At 60.5% G+C, this 23,648-nt stretch carries 21 protein-coding genes; 7 read left to right on the top strand and 14 right to left on the bottom strand.

Annotated features, from left to right (window positions below):
* Nucleotides 1–75 precede the first annotated feature (75 nt).
* The 5 genes from GA0061103_RS07715 to edd all read left to right on the top strand — a co-directional run bounded on the left by GA0061103_RS07715 (nt 76) and on the right by edd (nt 7,136).
* Nucleotides 76–1,512, top strand: coding sequence for a glutamine synthetase family protein (locus tag GA0061103_RS07715; RefSeq protein ID WP_092709206.1), 1,437 nt, complete (start codon nt 76–78; stop codon nt 1,510–1,512).
* 12 nt (nt 1,513–1,524) lie between these two features.
* Nucleotides 1,525–2,823: an NAD(P)/FAD-dependent oxidoreductase gene (locus tag GA0061103_RS07710; RefSeq protein WP_092709204.1), complete on the top strand. Its 1,299-nt coding sequence runs from the start codon at nt 1,525–1,527 to the stop codon at nt 2,821–2,823.
* 131 nt (nt 2,824–2,954) lie between these two features.
* Nucleotides 2,955–4,430, top strand: coding sequence for a glucose-6-phosphate dehydrogenase (gene zwf / locus GA0061103_RS07705; RefSeq protein ID WP_092709201.1), 1,476 nt, complete (start codon nt 2,955–2,957; stop codon nt 4,428–4,430).
* Between the two features lie 15 nt (nt 4,431–4,445).
* Complete coding sequence (gene pgl / locus GA0061103_RS07700) at nt 4,446–5,144, top strand: 6-phosphogluconolactonase (protein WP_092711151.1); 699 nt, start codon at nt 4,446–4,448, stop codon at nt 5,142–5,144.
* 168 nt (nt 5,145–5,312) lie between these two features.
* Entirely contained in the window at nt 5,313–7,136 is a 1,824-nt protein-coding gene (gene edd / locus GA0061103_RS07695) for a phosphogluconate dehydratase (protein ID WP_092709198.1), read from the top strand.
* Between the two features lie 42 nt (nt 7,137–7,178).
* Here the strand turns inward: edd and GA0061103_RS07690 are convergent, their stop codons facing one another.
* Entirely contained in the window at nt 7,179–8,099 is a 921-nt protein-coding gene (locus GA0061103_RS07690; RefSeq protein ID WP_092709195.1) for a DUF3313 domain-containing protein, read from the bottom strand.
* A gap of 205 nt (nt 8,100–8,304) precedes the next feature.
* Between GA0061103_RS07690 and GA0061103_RS07685 the strand changes: the two genes are divergently transcribed.
* Nucleotides 8,305–8,901 carry a TetR/AcrR family transcriptional regulator gene (locus GA0061103_RS07685; protein ID WP_092709192.1) on the top strand — a complete coding sequence of 199 codons (597 nt, stop codon included), beginning with the start codon at nt 8,305–8,307 and terminating at the stop codon, nt 8,899–8,901.
* Nucleotides 8,902–8,946: 45 nt separating this feature from the next.
* Here GA0061103_RS07685 and GA0061103_RS07680 read toward each other — a convergent pair whose 3' ends face one another.
* The 6 genes from GA0061103_RS07680 to GA0061103_RS07655 form a co-directional block, all read right to left on the bottom strand.
* Nucleotides 8,947–9,300, bottom strand: a complete 354-nt coding sequence (locus GA0061103_RS07680) for a hypothetical protein (RefSeq protein WP_075855754.1) — start codon at nt 9,298–9,300, stop codon at nt 8,947–8,949.
* Between the two features lie 191 nt (nt 9,301–9,491).
* On the bottom strand, nt 9,492–10,580 hold the full coding sequence (locus tag GA0061103_RS07675; protein ID WP_092709190.1) for an ABC transporter ATP-binding protein: 1,089 nt from the start codon (nt 10,578–10,580) through the stop codon (nt 9,492–9,494).
* A 21-nt stretch (nt 10,581–10,601) separates the two neighbouring features.
* The gene (bglA, locus tag GA0061103_RS07670; protein ID WP_092709188.1) at nt 10,602–12,254 is read right to left on the bottom strand and encodes a beta-galactosidase BglA; all 1,653 of its coding nucleotides are present in this window, start codon (nt 12,252–12,254) and stop codon (nt 10,602–10,604) included.
* 36 nt (nt 12,255–12,290) lie between these two features.
* Nucleotides 12,291–13,445: a carbohydrate ABC transporter permease gene (locus tag GA0061103_RS07665; RefSeq protein ID WP_092709186.1), complete on the bottom strand. Its 1,155-nt coding sequence runs from the start codon at nt 13,443–13,445 to the stop codon at nt 12,291–12,293.
* Between the two features lies 1 nt (nt 13,446).
* Nucleotides 13,447–14,463, bottom strand: coding sequence for a carbohydrate ABC transporter permease (locus tag GA0061103_RS07660; RefSeq protein WP_092709183.1), 1,017 nt, complete (start codon nt 14,461–14,463; stop codon nt 13,447–13,449).
* A gap of 126 nt (nt 14,464–14,589) precedes the next feature.
* The gene (locus GA0061103_RS07655; protein ID WP_092711149.1) at nt 14,590–15,951 is read right to left on the bottom strand and encodes an ABC transporter substrate-binding protein; all 1,362 of its coding nucleotides are present in this window, start codon (nt 15,949–15,951) and stop codon (nt 14,590–14,592) included.
* A 311-nt stretch (nt 15,952–16,262) separates the two neighbouring features.
* Here GA0061103_RS07655 and GA0061103_RS07650 point away from each other — a divergent pair, with 311 nt between their 5' ends.
* Complete coding sequence (locus tag GA0061103_RS07650; RefSeq protein WP_092709180.1) at nt 16,263–17,291, top strand: substrate-binding domain-containing protein; 1,029 nt, start codon at nt 16,263–16,265, stop codon at nt 17,289–17,291.
* Nucleotides 17,292–17,296: 5 nt separating this feature from the next.
* Here the strand turns inward: GA0061103_RS07650 and folD are convergent, their stop codons facing one another.
* The 7 genes from folD to GA0061103_RS07615 all read right to left on the bottom strand — a co-directional run bounded on the left by folD (nt 17,297) and on the right by GA0061103_RS07615 (nt 23,579).
* The gene (gene folD, locus GA0061103_RS07645; RefSeq protein WP_092709177.1) at nt 17,297–18,196 is read right to left on the bottom strand and encodes a bifunctional methylenetetrahydrofolate dehydrogenase/methenyltetrahydrofolate cyclohydrolase FolD; all 900 of its coding nucleotides are present in this window, start codon (nt 18,194–18,196) and stop codon (nt 17,297–17,299) included.
* A gap of 117 nt (nt 18,197–18,313) precedes the next feature.
* Nucleotides 18,314–20,122 (bottom strand): GumC domain-containing protein, encoded by a 1,809-nt coding sequence (locus GA0061103_RS07640; protein WP_245304703.1) that lies wholly within the window; start codon nt 20,120–20,122, stop codon nt 18,314–18,316.
* A gap of 310 nt (nt 20,123–20,432) precedes the next feature.
* Nucleotides 20,433–21,272 (bottom strand): WecB/TagA/CpsF family glycosyltransferase, encoded by an 840-nt coding sequence (locus GA0061103_RS07635; RefSeq protein ID WP_092711147.1) that lies wholly within the window; start codon nt 21,270–21,272, stop codon nt 20,433–20,435.
* Between the two features lie 252 nt (nt 21,273–21,524).
* The gene (locus tag GA0061103_RS07630; protein ID WP_092709171.1) at nt 21,525–22,052 is read right to left on the bottom strand and encodes a hypothetical protein; all 528 of its coding nucleotides are present in this window, start codon (nt 22,050–22,052) and stop codon (nt 21,525–21,527) included.
* The gene (locus GA0061103_RS07625; RefSeq protein WP_092709168.1) at nt 22,049–22,417 is read right to left on the bottom strand and encodes a hypothetical protein; all 369 of its coding nucleotides are present in this window, start codon (nt 22,415–22,417) and stop codon (nt 22,049–22,051) included. The genes GA0061103_RS07630 and GA0061103_RS07625 overlap by 4 nt, the downstream gene beginning before the upstream one ends.
* Nucleotides 22,418–22,431: 14 nt before the next feature.
* Nucleotides 22,432–23,028: a rod-binding protein gene (locus tag GA0061103_RS07620; protein ID WP_092709165.1), complete on the bottom strand. Its 597-nt coding sequence runs from the start codon at nt 23,026–23,028 to the stop codon at nt 22,432–22,434.
* Nucleotides 23,029–23,162: 134 nt separating this feature from the next.
* Nucleotides 23,163–23,579 (bottom strand): hypothetical protein, encoded by a 417-nt coding sequence (locus GA0061103_RS07615; RefSeq protein ID WP_092709162.1) that lies wholly within the window; start codon nt 23,577–23,579, stop codon nt 23,163–23,165.
* Between the last annotated feature and the right edge of the window lie 69 nt (nt 23,580–23,648).

Raw genomic sequence — 23,648 nt, 5'->3', positions numbered from 1 at the left:
GAGCGGTTTTCCCCCTCGCCAATTGGCAAACTGCAGTTATGATGCACTCACCGATCAACCCAAATACGGTGTTTTATGCCCGCGAGAAAGACCCCGCTGAAAGCTTCCATACCCGTCTCGAAAGCACCAACAGTACCTCCTGGTCTAAGATCGGCACGCGGCGTGGCAAACTGGAAGGAAGCGGCGCAATGGCTGCGGGCACGCGGGATCGAGGACATAGAATGCATCACGCCGGACCTTGCGGGCGTACCGCGTGGCAAGATGATGCCGACCTCGAAATTCACCTCCAACACCTCGCTGGCGCTGCCCTCGGCAATCTATCGCCACACGATTTCCGGCGAATATCCGGAAGAGACCGAAAGCTTCCGTTATGAGCCGCGCGACAGCGACCTCAAGCTCGTGCCAGATCTGTCGACCCTTTCGGTCGTACCCTGGGAAACCGATCCGACGGCGCAGGTGATCTGCGACATCGTCAATTCCGAGGGCCAGGAAGTCTCCTATACGCCGCGCAACGTTTTGAAGCGCATCATGGGGCTCTATCGCGATCGCGGCTGGAAGCCGGTGGTGGCGCCGGAAATCGAATTCTATCTGGTCGCCAAGAATGACGATCCGGATTATCCGCTGCATCCGCCGAAGGGCCGCTCGGGCCGCTCCATCCTTGGCGGTCAGGGCTATTCGATCGCCGGGATCAACGAGTTCGACGAACTGATCGACGATATCTATCACTTTTCCGAGAAGCAGGGCCTTGAGATCGATACGCTGATCCATGAGGAAGGACCGGCCCAGCTCGAAATCAACCTGCGTCACGGCGATCCGATCGAGCTTGCGGATCAGGTGTTCATGTTCAAGCGCACGATCCGCGAGGCAGCGCTGAAGCACGGCATCTACGCCACCTTCATGGCCAAGCCAATGCAGAGCCAGGCCGGATCGGCGATGCACATCCATCAGTCGGTTGTCAGCATCGAGACCGGCAAGAACGTCTTCACCAATCCGGACGGCACTCCGTCGCAGGAGTTCTTCCACTTCATCGGCGGCATGCAGCGCTACGTGCCGAACGCACTCGCCATGATGGCGCCCTATGTGAATTCCTATCGCCGTCTGGCGCCGAACATGTCCTGCCCCGTCAACAATGCCTGGGGCTATGACAACCGCACCACAGCCTTCCGCGTCCCGGTTTCGGATCCGCAGGCGCGCCGTGTCGAGAACCGACTGCCAAGCTCGGACGCCAATCCCTATCTGGCGCTCGCCGCCTCGCTCGCCTCCGGCCTTCTCGGCATCATGAAGCAGGTGGAGCCGACGGCGCCGACCGAGGATTCAGCCAACGAAGGCTCCATCGATCTGCCGCGTGGCCTGCTTGAAGCCATCGCGCTGATGGAAGACGAGCCGGCCTTCGAAGAAGTTCTGGGCAAGGACTTCATCGATATCTATGCCGGCGTGAAGCGTGGTGAATTCGAGACCTTCATGCAGGTGATCAGCCCGTGGGAGCGGGAATTCCTTCTGCTCAACGTGTGAGGGAGATCACCCATGACATTGCGGCAAACTTGGCAGAGCCCGATCGCTCCGGGCCTTTCCTTCTATCAGGCGACCGTCGGCTCTCGGCCGAGCTATCCGAAGCTCGACGGCTCGCGCCGGGCTGACGTTGCGATCGTCGGCGGCGGCTATACCGGCCTTCAGGCCGCCTATAACCTCGCCAAGGGTGGCGCCGATGTCGTTTTGATCGACGCCAACCGCTTCGGCGACGGCGCCTCCGGCCGCAATGGCGGGCAGCTCGGCACCGGCCAGCGCTGGTGGCCCGAGGAACTCGAAGAGAAGATCGGTTACGAACGCTCGAAGGCCCTCTTCGATCTGGCAGAAGATGCGAAGCGTCATCTGCTGGATTTCTCCTCCGAACACGGCATCGACATCGATTTCCTGCCCGGCCAGATGAATGTCACGCACAAGCAGAGCTACAAGCGCGACTATATGGACAGCGCCGAGATCGCAGCGACCCGGTATGGCTATCCGCATATGGCATTCATGGATCGGGCCGAAACCCAGGAGCGACTGGGTTCGCAATTCTATCTCTATGGCGTCAGGGATACGGGCACGGGCCATATCCATCCGCTGAAACTGCTCATCGGCCTCGCCCGCGTTGCAGCCGAGGCCGGTGCGTCTCTCTTCGAAATGACCAAGGCGAAGGGTTTCCGACAGGCTGGCGGCAAGACAATCATCAAGACGGAGGGCGGCGAGATCACCGCCGATCGGGTGCTGATCGCCTGCAACGGCTATATCGGCAATCTGGAGCCGGTGACGGCAAGCCATGTCATGCCGATCCGCTCTTTCATCGGCGCCACGGAACCGCTCGACGGCTTTCCGACGGTGTTGCCCGGCAACGAGGCCGTCGCCGATTCGCGGTTCGTGGTGCGCTATTTCCGCAAATCTAGGGATGGGCGGCTGCTGTTCGGCGGGCGCGAGGCCTATACATCGGACAATCCGCGCGACATAACGCAGCACATTCGCCGGCAGATCACCGAAATCTATCCTGCTCTCGGCGACATCAAGATCGACTATGCCTGGGGCGGCTCGGTCGGCATCACCATGCCGCGTCAGCCCTTCGTGCGCGAAGTCATGCCGGGCGTCACCTCGATCGGCGGCTATTCCGGCCACGGGGTGATGCTGTCAAATTATTGCGGTAAACTCTATGCGAAAACGGTTCTCGGGAATGCGGATGAGCTTCATCTCTTCAGGGAGCTGAACATTCCGCCCTTCCCTGGCGGCGCGCGCATGCGGGCGCCTCTGCTGTTCCTGGCGCTCTCGTGGTTTGCGTTGCGCGACAGGTTTTGAAAACCGGAAGATGATTTCTTCCGCCGGCGATCCGCTCTAAAAAGCCGACCTGAATTTTGCGATGCACACTGGCCTTTTTAAATCGATTAGATTAAAAGGGGCCTCAACCAAGACCGATTGAGAGATAGCTCATGAGCAGCCAAATCATTCCCGTTGAACCATTTGACTATGTCGTTTTCGGCGGCAGTGGCGACCTTGCGGAGCGCAAGCTCCTGCCCGCCCTTTATCACCGCCAGGTCGAAGGCCAGTTTTCCGAGCCGACCCGCATTATCGGCGCTTCGCGTAGCGCGCTTTCCAACGAAGAATACCGCAAGTTTGCCGACGCCGCCCTCAAGGAACACCTGAAGAAGGGCGAATATGACGACGCCGAGGTCAAGAAGTTCCTGGCTCGCCTGTTCTATGTGCCGGTCGATGCGCGCAGCGACGCCGGCTGGGATCAGCTGAAGAAGCTTCTGGACGAAGGCAAGGAGCGCGTGCGCGCCTTCTATCTCGCAGTTGCTCCCGGCATCTTCGGCGACATCTCGCAGAAGATCCACGATCACAAGCTCATCACCAAGCAGACCCGCATCGTCGTCGAAAAGCCGATCGGCCGCGACCTCGCTTCGGCTCTGCAGCTCAACGACACGATCGGCAAGGTCTTCAAGGAAGAGCAGATCTTCCGCATCGACCACTATCTCGGCAAGGAAACCGTGCAGAACCTGATGGCGCTGCGCTTTGCCAACGCCCTCTACGAGCCGCTGTGGAACGCCAACCACATCGACCATGTGCAGATCACGGTTGCGGAATCGGTCGGCCTCGAAGGCCGCGCCGGCTACTACGACACCGCCGGCGCCCTGCGCGACATGGTGCAGAACCACATCCTGCAGCTGCTTTGCCTGACCGCGATGGAAATCCCGTCCTCAATGGATTCCGAAGCCGTTCGCGACGAAAAGCTCAAGGTGCTGCGCGCATTGAAGCCGATCGACGCTTCCAATGTCGAGCAGGCGACCGTTCGCGGCCAGTACCGCGCCGGCGCTTCGGCAGGTGGCCCGGTCAAGGGCTACCTCGACGAGCTGGAAGGCGGCGTTTCCAACACCGAAACCTTCGTCGCGATCAAGGCCGAAATCGGTAACTGGCGCTGGGCCGGCGTTCCCTTCTACATCCGCACCGGCAAGCGTCTTGCCGGCCGCGTGTCGGAGATCGTCATCACCTTCAAGCCGATCCCGCACAATATCTTCGATCAGGCCGCCGGCCGCATCGTGGCCAACCAGCTCATCATCCGCCTGCAGCCGGACGAAGGCGTCAAGCAGTCGCTGATGATCAAGGACCCGGGTCCGGGCGGCATGCGCCTGCGCAACGTTTCGCTCGACATGAGCTTCGCCTCGGCCTTCAACGTCCGCAATCCGGATGCCTATGAACGCCTGCTGATGGACGTCATCCGCTCCAACCAGACGTTGTTCATGCGCCGCGACGAAGTGGAAGCGGCGTGGGAATGGGTCGACCCGATCCTCAAGGGTTGGGAAGCAACCGGACAGCAGGTGCAGGGCTACACGGCCGGTACCTGGGGTCCGAGCCAGGCCATCGCGCTTATCGAGCGTGACGGCCGCACCTGGCATGACGATATCTAATCTGGGACGATGACGATGACAGCGAACATGCATGCTTTTGCCAATGGTGCCGAACTCGCCGGCAAGCTCGCGGACAAGGTGGCCGAAACCCTTTCGGCTGCCGTTGCCGCACGCGGCTCCGCAAGCATCGCGGTCTCCGGCGGCTCGACGCCGAAGGCCTTCTTCCAGGCGCTGTCATCGCGTTCGATCGACTGGGGCAAGGTAACGATCACTCTCGTCGACGAACGGTTCGTGCCGGCTGACAATCCGCGCTCGAACCACCTGCTCGTCCAGGAAAACCTGCTGAAGGACAAGGCGGCTGCCGCCAACTTCCTTCCGCTCTATCAGGCTGCTGCCACCGTCGAGGAGGCAGCAGTTATCGCCACGGAAGAAACCAAGGCGGTCGGCCATCCCTTCGATGTCGCCATCCTCGGCATGGGCAATGACGGCCACACGGCATCGTTCTTTCCGGGCGGTAGCAATCTCAAGACCGCACTCGATGCGAACACCCCGCGCGGCATCATCACGATGGAAGCGGAAGGTGCCGGTGAGCCGCGGCTGACATTCACCTTCTCCAGCCTTCAGGATGCCCGATTGCTGGTGCTCCATATCGAGGGAGAGGGCAAGAAAGAGGTTCTCGCCAAAGCCGAAGCGGCGGGCGAGGAAACCGAGATGCCGATCCGCGCCATGCTGCGCCGGGCGGCTTCCCCGGTCGAAATTTATTGGGCTCCGTGACACGGCCGCCGGGCCACGTCATCGAACCCTGAATGACACAGCAACCTATGCTGCGCCATGTGCCCTTGCGGGCGCAGCGGCAAAGCATTGACTTTTGGACCCTGCGCCACGCCCTCTATCGAAACAGATTTTCGGGCTTTGCGCAAAACAGACGGAGGCAGATCGACCATGGCCGCTGACGCCCGCATTTCCAAGATTACCGCACGCATCGTCGAGCGCTCGAAGCCGACACGCGAACGCTATCTGGATCGCCTGCGCAACGCTGCAACGAAGGGCGCGCAGCGCTCCGTGCTCGGCTGCGCCAACCTCGCACATGGCTTCGCAGTCTGTTCCCCCTCCGAGAAGGACGCACTGGCGGGCGACCGCGTGCCCAATCTCGGAATCATCACCTCCTACAATGACATGCTCTCGGCGCATCAGCCCTTCGAGACCTATCCCGCGATCATTCGTGAGGCAGCGGCTCAAGCCGGCGGCATCGCCCAGGTCGCCGGCGGCGTGCCCGCCATGTGCGACGGCGTCACGCAGGGGCAGCCGGGCATGGAGCTTTCGCTCTTCTCGCGGGACCTGATCGCCATGTCGGCAGCCGTCGGCCTGTCGCACAACATGTTCGATGCAGCCGTCTTTCTCGGCGTCTGCGACAAGATCGTACCGGGCCTCGTCATCGCCGCCCTCTCCTTCGGCCACCTGCCTGCCGTCTTCATTCCGGCCGGGCCGATGACCTCTGGCCTGCCGAATGACGAGAAGTCGCGGGTGCGGCAGCTCTATGCCGAAGGCAAGGTCGGCCGCGCCGAACTTCTCGAGGCGGAATCGAAGTCCTATCATGGCCCCGGCACCTGCACTTTCTACGGCACGGCCAATTCCAACCAGATGCTGATGGAGATCATGGGCTTCCATATGCCCGGCGCCTCCTTCGTCAACCCAGGCACGCCGCTGCGCGAAGCCCTGACTCGTGAAGCGACCAAGCGTGCGCTTGCGATTACCGCCATGGGCAACGAGTTCACGCCCGCGGGCGAAATGATCGACGAGCGCTCGATCGTCAACGGTGTTGTCGGCCTGCATGCGACCGGCGGCTCGACCAACCACACGATGCACATCGTCGCCATGGCACGTGCGGCCGGCATCGTGCTCACCTGGCAGGATATTTCCGAGCTTTCCGACATCATCCCGCTGCTTGCCCGCGTCTATCCGAACGGGCTTGCCGATGTTAACCACTTCCATGCCGCCGGCGGCATGGGCTTCCTCATCAAGGAGCTCCTGAAAAAAGGCCTGCTGCACGAGGATGTCCGCACCGTCTACGGCCACGGCCTCGGCAACTATTCCATCGACGTCAAGCTCGGCGCCGACGGCAATGTTGCGCGTGAGCCTGCACCGGAGAAGAGCCACGACCCGAAGGTGCTGGCAAGCATCGACGCGCCTTTCCAGAGCAATGGCGGCCTGAAGATGCTGCGCGGCAATATCGGCAAGGCGGTCATCAAGATTTCCGCGGTCAAAGCGGAGCGTCACATCATCGAGGCGCCGGCCGTGATCTTCCACGACCAACTGGAAATGCAGCAGGCCTTCAAGGACGGCAAGCTGAACCGCGATTTCGTCGCCGTCGTTCGCTTCCAGGGACCGAAGGCCAACGGCATGCCGGAGTTGCACAAGCTGACGCCGGCGCTCGGCGTGCTGCAGGATCGCGGCTTCCGCGTGGCGCTCTTGACCGACGGACGCATGTCCGGCGCCTCGGGCAAGGTGCCCGCGGCCATTCATGTGACGCCGGAAGCCGTCGACGGCGGCCCGATCGCCCGCATTCGCGAAGGCGACATCATCCGCATCGACGCGAACGCCGGTACGCTGGAAGTGCTGGTTGATGCCGCTGACATGGCAGAACGCGAGCCGGTCACTGCGGATCTCTCCGAAAACGAATTCGGCATGGGCCGCGAGCTCTTTGCCCCCTTCCGCCACGCCGCCGGGCCGGCGGACCAGGGCGCGAGCGTCCTGTTCCGCCACTAAGGCTACAGCGCCGGAATTCGTCAAGGCGGCGTCGAAGGCTGATCAAGGAGCCTTCGATGCCGTCGTTTCCGCATTCGCCGGAGCCTTGTCCGTCCATTTCGGCGGAAGGCCAAGACGTTCCCCTACGAAGCCCACCACACCCGGCGACTTGCCGAACGCTTTGCAGGCCTCATATTTTGGCGCACGACCGACGAGAGCCGCGACACTCGCTCTGGATGGGAAGGAAGGCGTCGCCCCGAAAGGCGTCTTGCCCTTGACCAGCAACTTGCTGAAGTCGCCGCCAAACTTGGCGGCAAGGCTATAAGCATCGCCTTCCTTGGCAACGGTGCCCGAATCAAGGAATGCATTCGCGCCACGTCCCCAGATCATGACGGCCTTCTGCACGCCTTGAGGATCGAGCGCCTCCGCCTCAAGGGACAGGCTGCCCATGCCGATCGGAATGCGGGGGATGGGCACGGGTACACCCGGCAGCAATACGCTCTTGCCGACGGATGCGACTTTCGAGACGCCGACAGCGGTCGCATTCGTTGCCTTGACTTGCGTCACGACGGCACGAACGGTCAGATCCGCCGGCTGCGATAGGCCAACGACGACAAAACGCTGGCTCAATCCCGAACAAAGCGTTCTATCCACGGCGTTGGTCACAAGGTTGCGTTGCTCAGGGGTAAAAGCAGCACTCTCGGCTCGCATCGAGAAGGCTGTGGGAATGATCTTCACGGTTTTCGCCGCAAGAACATCGTCCTTGCTGACCCGAAGAAGCGAACGGGCGACCAGCCCATTCGATTGGGTAAGGCCGTCATAGGATCGTAGGGACCCCGCTCGATCCAGCGGCGCGGCGGCGCAGCCCGCCAGCATGCTCGACAGAAGAACCACTGACCAAATATCGAGCCTGAGACGGTTGTCGGCGGCAGAGGGACCATGGGTCCTAATTCCATCATGATTTGAGATTGCATTGGCTGGCATTGATGTTTGCGCTCCTCGCATCCGATATGAACATTTGGCACTAACATTAAATATCGCACTTGGTGTAAAAATTAATGTTGGCTACTTTGCGGCAATCGTTGGGCAAAGCGAATGAATTCTTTCACCTGGAATTGAGCCTTGGAGGAAGGAGCCGGAGGGCGGCTGATGATTTGAGTGGCGTTGCGACTCGTGACAAAATGGCCGAATGCACAATGCAACTTCAAAGCCGGAAGGCCTGCGCGAACAAAAGCGCCGCCTGACCTTTCAACGCATAGCGGACGTCGGAATGAAATCCTTTCTGGCGAAAGGCTATCAGGAAACGACGATCGAGGAGATTGCGGCAGCGGCCGGCATTTCCCGCCGGACCTTCTTTTATTACTTCAAAAGCAAGGATGACATTCTTCTGGCGCATCAGCGCCGATATATGGACGCGCTGCGGACCAGCATCATGGAGAATGCCTCAGCCGGGAGACCGCTCGAGGTCGTCCATCAGGCAACGCTGGGGCTGGTGGCCCGCATCGAGGCGGAAGCACCCCGGCTTCTTGAGACGGCCAGGCTTTTACGTCAAAGCGATGCCCTGCGCGCCCGCTCACGGGGTAACTCGCTGCAGCTCGAACAAATCGCCTATGAAGCCCTGTGCGAATTGTTTCCGACGAAGGATCGCGATGGTCTGCGGCTGGTTTCGATGATTGCGGTCAGCCCGCTGCGCCTGTCGGTCGACAAATGGCTGCAAGAAAATGGCAGGTTGTCGCTGATCAAGTATCTTGAGGATGCACTCAAAAAATGGCGGACGGAAATCTGATCCGTCAGCCCATGGATCGCTTTAATCTGTTCCTGCGCCCGTCGATCAGGCCCTGATGTCGAGAACGCGGTTCTTATGGGCCGGATGCGTGCTGTAGACGAAGATCTTGTTCATTTCCTTCTCCGTGAGGAGACGCAGGAAGCGGACTTCCACCGTGTTGTTGGAAAAGACCTTCATCAACACGCAGCCGACCTTGGTGATGCGCGCGTCCGGTATGTCCAGATAGAACTGCTTCGGCAGATTATACTGGGTAAGGATCGCGAGAACCGCACTGCTCTGCGAGATGCGAATAATATCGCAACGGCGGGACGCAAGGTTCATCACACCTTTTTCGGTGTATTCGAGCCGCGCCGCGTTCATCGTATCTTCCATGCGGAACCGCACTTCGCGGTCATACATGAAGGATTCTTCTTTGTTGAGGAAATGCTGACCTGAATTAGCTCTGCCGAACGCGGCCATCTTAGTAAACCCCTGGGGTATATTATGATGGTGAGACTAGCAGCGGGTCTTTAACAGAAGGTTTGAACGCGCCGGCCCAAGATGAATTTTGTTGTTCACCTTTGCTTGAGCCGGCGACGCCCTGTAAGCCACTACTTGCGATAGGAATGGCCGCTGGCATCGAACAGATGCAGCTTCTGCCGGTCGGCCGTAAAGCGCATCTTCTGGCCGCGATGAATATCGGCAATGCCGGGGATCTTGACGATAATCGGCTCGCCATCGACGAGGCCTTCGAGATAGAGCTGGGTCACTTCGCCGAGCGCCTCGACGATGGAAACCTCGCCTTCGAAGAGATAGTCGTCACCGGTCGCGATACGCAGGTCTTCCGGGCGCACACCGAAGCTCGCCGTCTTGCCCTTCTCGGAAGCCGCCGTCGGAACGTCGAGCGTCACGGCCTTGCCGCCCGTCAACGTCACGGTGGTCGTAGCGCCCGTCTCGGTTACCGTGGCCGGGATGATGTTCATGGCCGGCGAGCCGATGAACTTCGCGACGAACAGATTGGCCGGGCGCTCGTAAAGTTCAAGAGGAGCGCCGACCTGCTCGACGCGGCCGGCCGACAGCACGACGATACGGTCGGCCAGTGTCATGGCCTCCACCTGGTCGTGGGTGACGTAGATCATCGTCGTCTCGGGCATCGACTGGCTGAGCTTGGCGATCTCGATGCGGGTCGCGACACGCAGTGCGGCGTCGAGGTTCGACAGCGGCTCGTCGAACAGGAAGACCTTCGGATTGCGGCAGATGGCGCGGCCGATGGCGACGCGCTGGCGCTGACCACCCGAAAGTGCCTTCGGCAGACGCTCCAGATATTGCGTGAGCTGCAGGCTGGCCGCCGCTGCACGGACGCGACGGTCGATCTCTTGCTTGCTTTCGCCGGCAATGCGCATGCCGAAGGCCATGTTGTCGTAGACCGTCATGTGCGGATAGAGCGCATAGGACTGGAAGACCATGGCGATGCCGCGTCGCGACGGCGGTACTTCGTTCACCTTCTGCCCGGCGATCATCATATCGCCCGCGGTGATGCTTTCCAACCCGGCAATCATCCTGAGCAAGGTGGACTTACCGCATCCGGAGGGACCGACGAAGACGATGAATTCGCCTTCGTTGATCTCCAGATCGATGCCGTGCAGCACATGCACGCTGCCGTAGGATTTCTTGATATCCTTCAGAACAAGTCCCGTCATTATGCTCCCTCCTCCCAAAGGTCAGGCAAGACGCGCGAAGTAAGCGCCCCAGGCCGGAATATCGATCTTGTTGCCGTAGTTGTTGCTGGTAAAGCCGTGTCCCGTCAACGCCTGCCAATTGCCATCAGGCAGGATCGCCAGCGTTTCGACCGGGCTCATGTTGAAGACGCAGAGCACAGTCTCGCCGGCATAAGTGCGGGTGTAGATCAGCACGTCGCCCTGCGGTTCCGAAAAGGCGATCTCGCCCTTGGCGAAGGCCGGATGCTGCTTACGGAAGGCGAGGAAGCGGCGGTACTGCTCCAGCACCGAATTTTCATCGCCCTGCTGGACGCTAACCGCGCGCAGAATGTGTTCGACCGGCACCGGCAGCCACGGCTTCACCGTCGAGAAGCCGCCTTGCGTAACCTGGCTATCCCAAACCATCGGCGTACGGCAGCCATCGCGGCCCTTGAACTCCGGCCAGAACTGAATGCCATAGGGATCCTGCAGGTCCTGATAGGCGAGATCCGCTTCCGTCAGCGCCAGTTCCTCGCCCTGATAGAGGCAGACCGAGCCACGCAGGGTCAAAAGCAGCGCCGCATAGAGCTTGGCGAAGGCATCGCGGTCGGCCACCAGATTGCCCCAGCGGCTGACATGGCGCACGACGTCGTGGTTGGAGAAGGCCCAGCAGGCCCAGCCTTCCGGAGCTGCCATGTCGAAGTCATTCATCACCTCTTCGACACGCTCCGGCGACAGGGCATCCGGCGCCAGGAATTCAAAGGCGTAGCACATGTGCATCTTGTCGCCGCCGGACGTGTATTCGCCGACGATTTCGAGGCCGCGCTGGCTGTCACCGACTTCGCCGACGGCGGCGATCGCCGGATATTCGTCGAGCACGGCGCGGAAACGCTTCAGAAACGCCAGGTTCTCCGGACGGTTCTTGTCGTAGAGGTGTTCCTGGAAGTTATAGGGATTGACCGCCGGTGCGGTGGAGGCGTTACGGCGCGAGGGATCCAGCGCCGGGTTGTCGCGCAGTTCCTTGTCATGGAAATAGAAGTTGATGGTGTCGAGGCGGAAGCCATCCACGCCGCGATCGAGCCAGAAGCGCACGACGTCAAGCAGCCGGTCCTGCACTTCCGGATTATGCAGGTTCATATCCGGCTGCGAGGTCAGGAAGTTGTGCAGGTAATATTGCATGCGGGTCGGATCCCATGCCCAGGCCGAGCCGCCAAAGATCGACAGCCAGTTGTTGGGCGGCGTGCCGTCCGGCTTGGCATCGGCCCAGACGTACCAATCCGCCTTAGGATTATTCTTGCTCGAACGGCTTTCGACGAACCAGGGGTGCCGGTCGGAGCTGTGCGATAGCACCAGGTCGATCATCACCTTGATGCCGAGACGATGGGCTTCCGTCATCATGGCATCGAAATCGGCCAGCGAACCGAAAATCGGATCGACGTCCTCGTAATTGGAGACGTCGTAGCCGAAATCGCGCATCGGCGAGGTGAAGAACGGCGAAATCCAGATCGCATCGACGCCAAGCGACGCGATATGCGGCAGGCGGACGGCGATGCCCTTGAGATCGCCGATGCCGTCGCCGTTGGAGTCCTGATAGGAGCGCGGGTAGATCTGATAGATCACGGCGCCGCGCCACCAGTCCTTGTCAACTTCCGTAGCCGATTGAGGAGCAATGCTCATGCTGAGTGGGTCCTGTAGTAAGTGCGTGTTTTTGAATCAGCCCCCCTTCACCGACCCGGCGAGCAGACCGCGCACGAGATAGCGCTGCAGACCGAAGAAGACGAGGAGTGGGATAAGGATGGTGACGAAGGCCGAGGCCGTCAGGATTTCCCAGTTGCCGCCGCGCGAGCCGAGCAGCGCGTTGAGGGCTGCCGTGAGCACGAGGTGATCCTTGTCGGTGCCGAGGAAGACCATCGCGATCAGGAGGTCGTTCCAGACCCAGAGGAACTGGAAGATCGCGAAGGAAGCCAGTGCCGGGAATGACAGCGGCAGGATGATCTTGACGAAGATGTCGAAATCGCTGGCGCCGTCGACACGGGCGGATTCGATGATCTCCTTGGGCAGACCGGCAATATAGTTGCGCAGGAGATAGATGGCGAGCGGCAGGCCGAAGGCCGTGTGCGCCAGCCAGATGCCCGGATAGGTCTTCGACGGCACGCCGAATATCTGGCCGATCTCGTTATAAATGCGCAGGAGCGGGATCAGCGACATCTGCAGCGGCACGACGATCAAGCCGACGACCAGCGCGATCAGGATCGCGCGGCCGGGAAACTCCATCCAGGCAAGCGCATAGGCGGCGAAGGCGGCGATCAGGATCGGGATGACGGTCGCGGGGATCGTCACCGTCAGCGAGTTGATGAAGGACTGGCCGATGCCCTCACCGCCGAGAACGCTGCGATAATTGTCGAAGGTGAATTGCGGCGGCGTGGCGACCGTGAGATAGACGCGCTTGGCACGGGCATCGGCTTCGAACGGGCCGTTCTTCTGATAGCGATAGCTTCCGTCGGAATTGACCGTCAACGTCTCGCCATTCTCCAGCGCGGCGGGAGCGCCAGCCTTGTAGGCTGCCGGCTCCTGCACGCGCAGACCGAAGGACTGGATCGAGCCGCCGCCTTCGACAGCGAGCGTGCCTGATATCACGAAATTTGCGCCGTCAGGCTTGGCCTTATCCGGACCGTCGAGGCGGGCTGCCGTGGTGCGCGACGAACCGGCAAAGGCTGTCCACCAGCCGGAAGCGACGATCTGGTCCTTATCGCGCAGTGCCGTGACGAAGATGCCAAGCGTCGGCAGCAGCCAGAGCAGGACGATGAGCAATACCGCGGCGTGAACGAAGATGCGGGCGGGGCCGATGCGGCCGAGATTTCCAATCATGTCAGCGCCCCTTCGTTTCTGCGTTTGCACGGCGGATGTTCCAGATCATGATCGGCGTGACCGCGACCATGATAACGAGCGCGATGACGGCGCTTCGGCCACTGTCGCCGCCGCCGCGGAACATCCAATTGAACATCAGATTGGCGAGCACCATCGTGTTCCATTGACCATTGGTCATTGTGAGAACGATGTCGAACACCTTGAGCACGAGGATCGTGATCGTGGTCCAGACTGTGGCGATCGTGCCCCAGACCTGCGGCACCATGATCTTCCAGAAGATCTGCCAGCCATTGGCGCCATCGATGACGGCAGCTTCGATGGTTTCTTCCGGAATGCCGCGCAGTGCCGCCGACAGTATGACCATGGCAAAGCCGGTCTGGATCCAGATCAGCATGACCATCAGGAAGAAGTTGTTCCAGAAGGGAATGGTGATCCAGACTTCCGGCGTGCCACCGAAGAGCTGGACGACCGCATTCAGTAGGCCGATCTGCGCGTCGGTGCCGCCGCGATATTCGTAGATGAACTTCCAGATGACGGAGGCGCCGACAAAGGAGATCGCCATCGGCATGAAGATGACGGCCTTGGCGATATTGCCCCACCAGATGCGGTCGGTCATGACGGCGATGACGAGGCCGAAGAAGGTGCAGGCGGCTGGCACCACGGCAAGCCAGAGAATGTTGTTGAAGATCGACTGGCGGAATTCGGTGTCGTTGAGCGCCCAGAGATAGTTGGCGCCACCGACAAATTTGCTGCCGTCCGGCCCGTAGAAGGATAGAATGAAGGTCGCGACGACGGGATAGACGAGATAGACGACGAGCAGGAACAAGGCCGGCCCCAGGAACAGCCAGGGGCGGATGAGGCCGCGGCGGCGAAGATTGACGGCCGCCTGATGGACGTCATCACCCTCCCGCGCCGGGAAAATCACGTCCAGAAACTTGTTGGAGAACCAGAAATAAGCGGCACAAATGGCAACGCCGAATATCATGGCACCAATCGCCGATACGATCTGCGAAAACATCCGTTCCCTCCCCGAATTGACCTGCTTTGTGTCCACCCGTACGACATCGGCCGCGCATGAGGGCGGGCCGTCACATGCTGTATGACGCCGCCGGCGATCTGCCGGCGGCGATAGGATTATGATGTCTTACTTGATGGCATCCCAGGACTTCTGGATCTCGTCGGCAACATCCTGTGCCGACTTGCCGCCGACGAAGTCCACCATGCCGGTCCAGAACGAACCCGCGCCAATTTTTCCTGGCATCAGGTCGGAACCGTCGAAGCGGAACGTGGTCGCCGTGGTCAGGATCTCGCCCTCCTTGCGCAGCGTGTCATTGGCGTAGGCAGCCGTGTTGACGGACTTGTACGGCGTCAGGAAACCGGACTGCGCCATCCAGACTTCCTGGGCGATCGGCGTCTGCAGGAACTGGATGAAGGCGCGAGCAGCCTTCGAATCCTTGGTGATGGCAGCAAGCGTGCCTGCGCCTTCGACCGGCTTGCCGAGCTCAGGATGCGCGGCGAAAGGCGGGAAGTAGAAGAAGTCCGCATCCTGGCCGAGCTTGGTGCCCTCCGGGAAGAAGGACGGGATGAAGGATGCCTGCTTATGCATGTAGCACTTCGGCGGAACCGTGAAGAGGCCCTTCGGGCTGTCGCGGAAGTCGGTCGAGGCAACGGCCGCAACGCCGCCGGCAACATATTTCGGGTTCTTGGAGAACTTGCCGAATTCCTCGATGGCAGCGACGACCTTCGGATCATTGAACTTCAGCGAGTTATCGACCCAATGATCATAATCCTGCGGCGTGTTCAGGCGCAGCATCAGATCTTCGACCCAGTCGGTTGCCGGCCAGCCGGTCGCGCCGCCCGAACCGAGGCCGATGCACCAGGGGGTGCCGCCATCCTTGACGATCTGATCCGAAAGCTTGATCAGGTCCTCCATGGTGGTCGGGACCTTGTAGCCGGCTTCCTCGAAGTTCTCAGGCACGTACCAGACCAGCGATTTCAGGTCGGCCTTGTAGGGGAAGGCATAGAAGGCGTCCTTGCCGTCCTTGCCCTTGTAGGTGCCGTAACCGACCCAGCTGTCGCCGGCGCCGTAATTGGTCTTGACCCAGGAAGCGAGATCATCACCGAGCGGCGTCAGATAGCCCTTGCTTGCAAGATTGGCGAACAGGCCCGGCTGCGGCAGGATGGCGACATTCGGCGGCGAGCCCGCCTGCGTGTCGATGACGATCTGCTGCTCGTAGTTTTCCGAGGACGAATATTTGGCATTCACGCCGGTCGCTTCGGTGAAATAATTGAGGACGCTGGTGAAGAGAGCCTCGTCCTCGCCGCGCCAGGGGCCGAAGATGGTCAGCGTCTCGCCCTTCAGGTCGGCATGAGCCGCCTTGAAGTCGTCATAGCTCTTCCAGTTGAACTTGGAGTCCTGGCCGGGCTGGAACTTCAGATCGGCAGCCATCGCCGTACCGGCCACCAAAGCGGCGGCAGCGACGGTCATCAAAAACATTTTTTTCATGTGATTGTCCTCCCAAATAACGAAACCCATGAGCCCAGGCACTGTTTTGTGCTGCGCGCCCCATTCCTCAAAGCGCTTTGGCTATCTCTCTCATCCATTGAGAGCAGGACAAAGTCAAGCGATTTTCAGATTCCGGCCGATATACACAGCAATTCTCGCGCTGCAGCATAGAATGCATGTCGATTTTTCACTAATTATCTTGTCTCCCGCACTTCTGCTGTTACATAATTGAAAGCGCTTTGGAGGCCTGAGGCTTTTCGGGAGGTTGTCTCGGCATTGTAGCGGCATGCAGTTGGAGGAGCCGAAATACCGTGAATCTGAAACAGCTATCGCAAATGCTCGGGCTGTCGCAGACGACAGTCAGCCGGGCTTTGAACGGATATCCGGAAGTCAATCGCGAGACTCGCGAGCGCGTTCTCAAAGCGGTTCGGGAAACCGGCTATCGACCGAACAAGGCAGCCCAAAGACTTGCGACCGGCAAGGCCGGTTCGATCGGGCTCGTCATGCCGACCTCACCCGGCAATTCCTCGGATGTGCACTTCTCGGAGTTCCTGACCGGCCTCGGCGAGGAAGCCTTGCGGCACGATTTCCATTTCGTACTGACGCCTGCGGATCCGAACGATGAGGTCGGCGCCCTGCGGCGGCTAGCCGCCAGCGGCAATGTCGATGCGCTGTTCGTCAACTACATGCGCGGTCACGACCCACGCCTGGAAATGCTGAAGACACTGTCCATGCCTTTCCTCGTTCACGGGCGCTCGATCGGCTCCGAGCCGGACTATCCCTTCCTCGATCTCGATAACGAGGCCGCTTTTTACGATGCCACGAAGCTGCTGCTGCAGCTCGGACATCGGCGTTTCGCTCTTCTGAACGGCCCGATCTACCTCGATTTCGCCATTCGCCGGAAGAACGGCGTGGATGCGGCCCTTGCGGAACGCGGCCTGGCGCTCGACGAGGCCTGCACCAGCCACACGCCGATGACGGACGAACAGGGTCTGCTCGTCATGGAACGCATTCTACAGATGGAGAAGGACAAGCGTCCGACGGCCGTGCTCTGCTCGAGTACGGTGCTGGCGCTCGGCGCCGTTCGCGCCATCAATCAGGCAAAGCTCAGGCTTGGCGAAGACATCTCCATGATCGCCCACGACGACGTGCTGACCTTGCTCAAGCCGGAAAACTTCACCGTGCCGCTGACGACGACCCGCTCCTCGCTGCGGGCTGCCGGCATGCGGATCGCCGAGCGGCTGATCGGCGAAATCAAGAACACGGAGACGTTTCCGGCCCAGGAACTATGGAAGGCGGAATTGATCGTGCGCGCCTCGACCGGCGTCGCGCCGGCCTAAATGCTTTAAAACCTCGGCGGCTTCTTGCCCGCGGCGCGATGAGCTGCAATGACGGTATTGGCCATCAGCATGGCAATCGTCATCGGCCCGACACCGCCCGGAACCGGCGTGATCGCACCGGCGACATCGGATGCTTCCGCATAGGCGACATCGCCCACCAGCCGGCTCTTGCCCTCGCCACGCTCGGGTGCCGCGATCCGGTTGATGCCGACATCGATGACCGTGGCACCCGGCTTCACCCAGCCAGCCTTCACCATCTCGGGACGTCCCACAGCCGCCACCAGAATATCGGCGCCGCGTGCGACCGAGGCGAGATCCCTCGTCCGCGAATGCGCCGTCGTCACCGTCGCATTGGCATTGAGCAGCAATTGTGCCATCGGCTTGCCGAACAGGTTGGAGCGGCCGATGACCACGGCGTTGAGCCCCGACAGGTCCTCGCCATGGATGGAGCGCACCAAAAGCATGGCGCCGGCCGGCGTGCACGAGATCAGCCCGGTATCGAGATCGCCGGTCGCAAGCTTGCCGGCATTGACCACATGCAGGCCGTCGACATCCTTCTCCGGCTTGATCGACTGGATGATCGCATCGGAATTGAGATGCTTCGGCAACGGCAGCTGGACCAGAATGCCGTGGATGGAGGGATCGTCGTTCAGCGAGGCTACCAGGGCGGCGAGCTCTTCCTGCGTTGTTTCCACCGGCAGCGTGTGCTGCACCGACTTGAAGCCGCATTCCTTGGCCATCTTGCTCTTGGAGTTCACATAGGCGTGGCTGGCCGGATCGTCGCCGACGATGACGACCGCAAGGCCGGTCTTCACGCCGGCCTCCTGCTCAAGTCCCGCTGATGCAGCCTTCACAGCCTCGATCACCGAGGCTGCCGCCTGTTTCCCGTCGATCACTGTCGTCACGCTCGTCTCCCGATCATGAATTCGCTGGCAATCTACAGGCCATCCGCCGGAGGGAGTTGCCTGCCAACGCCCTATGGTGTCTGAAAGCGGTAATTGCAAGGGAAAACGATGTGGCGCTCAGCCGCGATCCTGATGCCGACGCACCGCGTAGGTTTCGACCTTGGCGCGCAGGGACGCAAGTTCCTGCTGGATGCGGCCCCACTCGTCCGCGATATCGAGCTGATCTGCATCATCGGAAACAAGAGCAGCCGATGGCTCCGGCGCGATCGCCGGCAATGACGGGAGCTCCATATCATCGTCGTGAGGCAAAGCGTGAGCCATCGGCATGATGCTTTCCTCGGCCGCTTGGTCTTCTGCCAGTTCCGCACCAGCCAGCCACTTACGCAGGAATACGGCGCAAAGTGCCAGGCCAAGCCCGGCGAGGAAGCCGGCGGCCTGATTGCTCGCGAGATGATCGTCCAGCGGCGCGGCGGATGCGACCGCCTGGGACAACACCGTCAGTGGCGGCCTGACTTCGGAGATCGTTATGCCAGCATTCTGCTGGTCGGCCTCATAGCGGCTCTGCGCCGTTGTGACGGCATCCTGCAACTGTGCAAGACGGCTGAGGTCGACATCGCTTCCCCCCTGACTGGCGGCCGTCATTTGCGCCGAGAGAGCGGCTTGCTTTTCCAGAGCCGCTTTCACGTCCGCTTCGCTGCTGACGGCCAGCCGCTGTAGCTGGCTGCGCATGTTGGCCGCAAGATCATCGACGGTGGCCTGTTGCGCCAGCAAGCGAGGATGGCGTGGGCCGAGCTGCACCGAGAGCTGCGTCAGCTGTGACTTTGCGGCATTATAGCGACTGCGCAAGTCATCAAGTCCCGGCGATGAAAGACCGCCTGACAATGCACCGGTCAGCACCGATGCCGGCGTGGCCGATTTGACGGCCGCGAGACGGGCCTTGGCGGTGCGTACCGCCAGATCGGCTGCCTTTATCTGTACATCCAGCTGCTGACGCTGCTGCCGGAGCGCCTCCGCCGCAACAATCCTGTCTTCGCCATAACGCACCTTGAATTCGGCAAGGGCGGCGGAGGCGCGATCGAGTTCTTTACGGCTGCGATCAGACGCCGTTTCGGCCCCAAGCGACGTACCGGCCGCCTTTGCAACAGCGGGATCATAGAGAGTGGCGATAACAAGCCGGTTGGCAATATCGGCCGACCTGGCGGGATCGCCCGACGTGACGATCAGGCGCAGCAGGCCCGTCTGACCATCGATATCGACGGCAATGTCTTTGCGCAGCGTTGCCTGAGCACGTGACGGCGCGTCGGATGCATTGCCGCTGCCGGAAAGCAGCTCGACGGCAACCCCGAGGGCGCCCGCCCGACTGCCGGTAAATTCCGGATCGCGGTCAAGCTTCATCCTGGCGACAATGTCGGACAATACGGACGGAGCAACGACACGCTTCGCCGCGACATCCAGCAGGGCCTGACGCCCCCGACCTTCGCCCTCCGCATGCAGAACGGCCTGCGACACGTAGAGCGGCGGCGGGGCAAGCAAGGTGGGAATAGCCGCTCCCGCCAGCGCGGTTGCGGCAATGAAACAGAGAGCGCCAAAGCTAAGGGACCAGTTTCGGGCCTGAGATATCTGTTCAACGACAACTGGAGCGGGGGCGGCCTGTCGCGGAAGTTCCCCCATGCCTTCAAGCAGATCGGGCACGAATTCCAGCAAATCGGGCGTAGGCTCCGATGACAGCTCCGGCATTTCGCGGCGTTCTGGGCGGTAGGCATGCGAGACATCTTCCGCCTGCTCGGCCGCCATCCCGATCTCCGGCGATTTTCGACCGGACACCGGATAAGGATCGCCATTCAAACGTCTGCGCAGGATGGCGCGCAGTTCCACATCGCGCGGATCGTCGGAGTTGGCAGCGCGTAGGTCGACTGCGCTACCCAAGCCATCATCTTCACCGTAAGGGGAGATATGCCGGCCGGATCGCCGCGAAACCTTTTGGGTTTCCGCATCGTCGGGGTGGAATCCGGTCCTGGCTTTGCTTTCAAACATGGCGGGTTATCTCGCGCACATGGTCCGAGACCAATGCAAATGGTTAACCCACTCTAAAATTTCATGCCAAAGAAAGAGTTAACGCGGAGCCCGCAAATACCAAAGCATTTCCGCTTTTCTTCGAATCGCGAAAACGCTTTAGGCTCTTGTTTCTTTGCGCATTCCGGACGGAAAACCGCTACGCACTTTTCCTGGAAATGCTCTAACTTGCTAATTTATTCGGCGGGGCAATACGCCGCTGCGGCAAGGGGTGCGGCTCTGCGCGAAGGACACGCTCCTTGCGGCCAAACTGATGCCTGACAACCTGATAGAAGAATAGCGGTATGCCCAGCATGTAACGCCGCCAGAGCCGGTTCGGCTCGAGCACCAGACGGAACAGCCATTCGCTGCGCATCGCGCGCACGAGCCTTGGTGCCCGCGGCACCGTCTCGGAAATGAAATCGAACAGGGCACCGACGGTCAGGACGAGGCGCGCGTGCTGCGGCCCGACGTGTTCGGCGACCCATTTTTCCTGCAACGGCGTGCCCATGCCGACGATCAGGATATCGATCTTCTGGCGGCTGATTTCCGCGGTCACGGCATTGCTCCGCGCTGGATCGAAGAAACCGTCCGATACGACGATAAACTGGTGCCACGGAGCATGCTGGCGAAATTTCTCTGCTGCCTGCTCGACGACGGAGCGCTTGCCGCCCAAGAGACCGATCCGCCTCGGCCGCTCCATGAATGTCAGCAGCGCGGGCACGAAATCCGTGCCGTTCAAATTGGCCGGGAACGGTTCGCCATGAGCGACGCGCGATGCGATGTCGAGGCCAACGCCGTCGGGAAGAACTAGATTCTGCTCAAGGACATTGCGGTAGCCGTCATCGCGCAGCATGACGAGCATGTTATGAGCATTGACGAAAGAGATCGAGGTCTGTCCAACCGGCAGGGACGCAAGCTCGTTGACGAAAGTCAGCGCGTCATCCCAGCCCAGATCGCATACCGGCAGATCGAAGATCATGCGGCGCGACGCGACGACGGCAAAATCGGCTACCTGGTTCAATCCAACACCCTCCTGCCCGGCATCGCTGGCGCGCATGATGCCGGTACGCATAAAGCCCATGCCCCTCACCGTTCATCGGTGCGGCGACTGGGAGGCATGGCTTGGAGGAGTTTATAGCAAGACAAATCCAACTTTCCGTTAGGAAGGAAGGTTGGATTTGCTGGAAGCCATCAGGGATCTGTTAAGCATATCGGAAAACGTAAGATATTGCTTACATTCGTATATGAATTGGCATCTTGCGGCCGGGAGATATTACTCGACCGGCACTTTGTCCTTGGCCGCATCCTGCACGATCTTCACAGGCTTGACCGTTCTCTTGCCCACGCTTTCCCCACCATGGGTTTCTTCCTTGGAAAGGTAGTCGAGCTGTTCGATCAATACGTCGGCGACATAGTCCCCACCGAGCCGCTCGTTCATCCGCTTCTTCAGATCGGCGCGGAAGGCGGCAACGTCGAAATTCTGCGCATGCGAGATATCGATCGTCTTGTTGCCGATCAGCAGCGAAAAGAGCTCATCGGTCGTCAGCTCCGGCAGAGGTATCTGAAACGCATTCGCCTTGCCCTTCTCCATCATGAAGGAAATGCGCGTCAGGAAATAGCCGGTCACCTGGCCGTTGGCGATGACGGGGACGTTGATCGATTCGCCCTTGACCAGCTCCTGCTGCGCCTTCTTGGCGTCATCAGGACTGATCGCGGGCGCCGTCGCCACCTGCACCGAAAAATAGACTGAGGCTAATGTTACGGCGCAAACCCACAGGCCGGTGATAACGAGCTTGATCATCCGGCCTCACGGACGCGGAATTGTTCCTGCGAATAGGTGCCGTCTGCATCGGCATTCTGCACCGCATTCTTCAAAATCTCGGCGACGGCGCGCACGGCCTCGAGATGCGCCTCGACGCGGCGGGCGTTCAGAACCAGCTTCTTCTTCAGATCGTGCAGCTGCGCGATATGGGCGGCGGCGAGATCGGCCGGATCGGTATCGCGAAACAGCATCGACAATTCATAGAGGCAGCGGCTCTTGTGTGCGTTCGATACCTTGAGATCGAAGTCCGGATCGGCACCGATCCGGTTGTTCTCATTGTCGATAATCATCTCCAGGCGGCCAAGGACAGACTTGATCCGATAGTCCTGCGACATCATTTCCATGTTTGTTACCTCGCTCATGCTTTCTGGGACGTCAACGAATTCTGGTTGGTGATGCCGGTGTTGCCGTCGTTGTCGGCATTGGCAGCGGCCAGCGTCTTGCGCTGAAAATCGGTAATCGCGCTGAGCGCCATCTTCTTGTCGTTCTCGTCGGTCGCTGTATGGATGGCGCCGGTATTGCGCATCTTGTCGACCTGTTCCTTGTACATTTTTTCGGCGATGCCCACGCCGCCGTTCTTGGAGATCGTATCGCCCAGCTGCTCGGCCATCATGCCCTTCCAGATCTCGCCGGCAGAGCCCTTGCCATAGAGCGTCTCGCTGCTTGGCAGCATGTTCTTCACGAAGTTCTGCAGCACCATGGACTCGAACTTGCGATAGGCCTGCGGGACCTTGGTTCCGGCCACATGCGTATTCGCATTGGCGAGGCCCGCCTGGGTGGCGGCGCTGTTCATCGCATCCACCGTCGCGCCGAAACCATTGCCGTTTTCGGCCAGGCTGGTGGCGGCGAAAGCGGCTCGATTGGCAGCAAGCTTGGCCTGCGCGGCCTCGACATCGGCGGGATTTGCCGCCTTGACGACATCGAGGACCAAATCACTCGGAGGCGAAATAGCCACGTCACGTCTCCTTTTGCTCTCGCATACCCTGAAAATACGCGGCTCAGCGCTCATCTCAGGACATGTCGAATCAAACTGTCAGAGCAGGTTGGCAACCCAACGATGCGAATCCCGCTCCATGATCGCGATGATTATTATTTTTGAACCTTGCTGGAGGCTGGCGTTGCACCTGCGAAACGCTGATCGATGATATCGTAGACGGCATTGTCGTCTGCCTCCCGCGTTTCCAGCTCGCGGGCATCCTTCATGTGCTCTTCCAGCCTGTCGGCCTTGGTACGCTCCTGCTGGACCTTCATCTGAATGAGTGTCTGGATGCTTTCCAGCTGCTGATCCCGGATCATCAGGCGGCCGTAGCGTTCGGCGTAGTGGATCGAGAATGCCATGTGCACGGGGTCGACCGAGCCAATGGCAACCATGACCCGCTCCATCGCTTCCGTCACTTCGGTGCGCTGCCGGGTCGTATCGGCAAGCTCGTTTTCCGCCATCCGTTCCAGATGGCGCTGCACCGCGACCAGGCGTTTCAGTTTTTCGGACCGGTTTTTCTCCGCCATCGTCTACCTGCTCGCCGGCTGTTTTCGCCAGCTCTACCCGAATCGGGCTTCATCATCTGTCCGCCTGCG

This window comes from Martinezella multihospitum (assembly GCF_900094585.1).
Classification (GTDB): domain Bacteria; phylum Pseudomonadota; class Alphaproteobacteria; order Rhizobiales; family Rhizobiaceae; genus Rhizobium; species Rhizobium multihospitium.
Note: the sequence above shows the minus strand (reverse complement) of the source record. Positions and strands in the feature narration are given on the sequence as shown.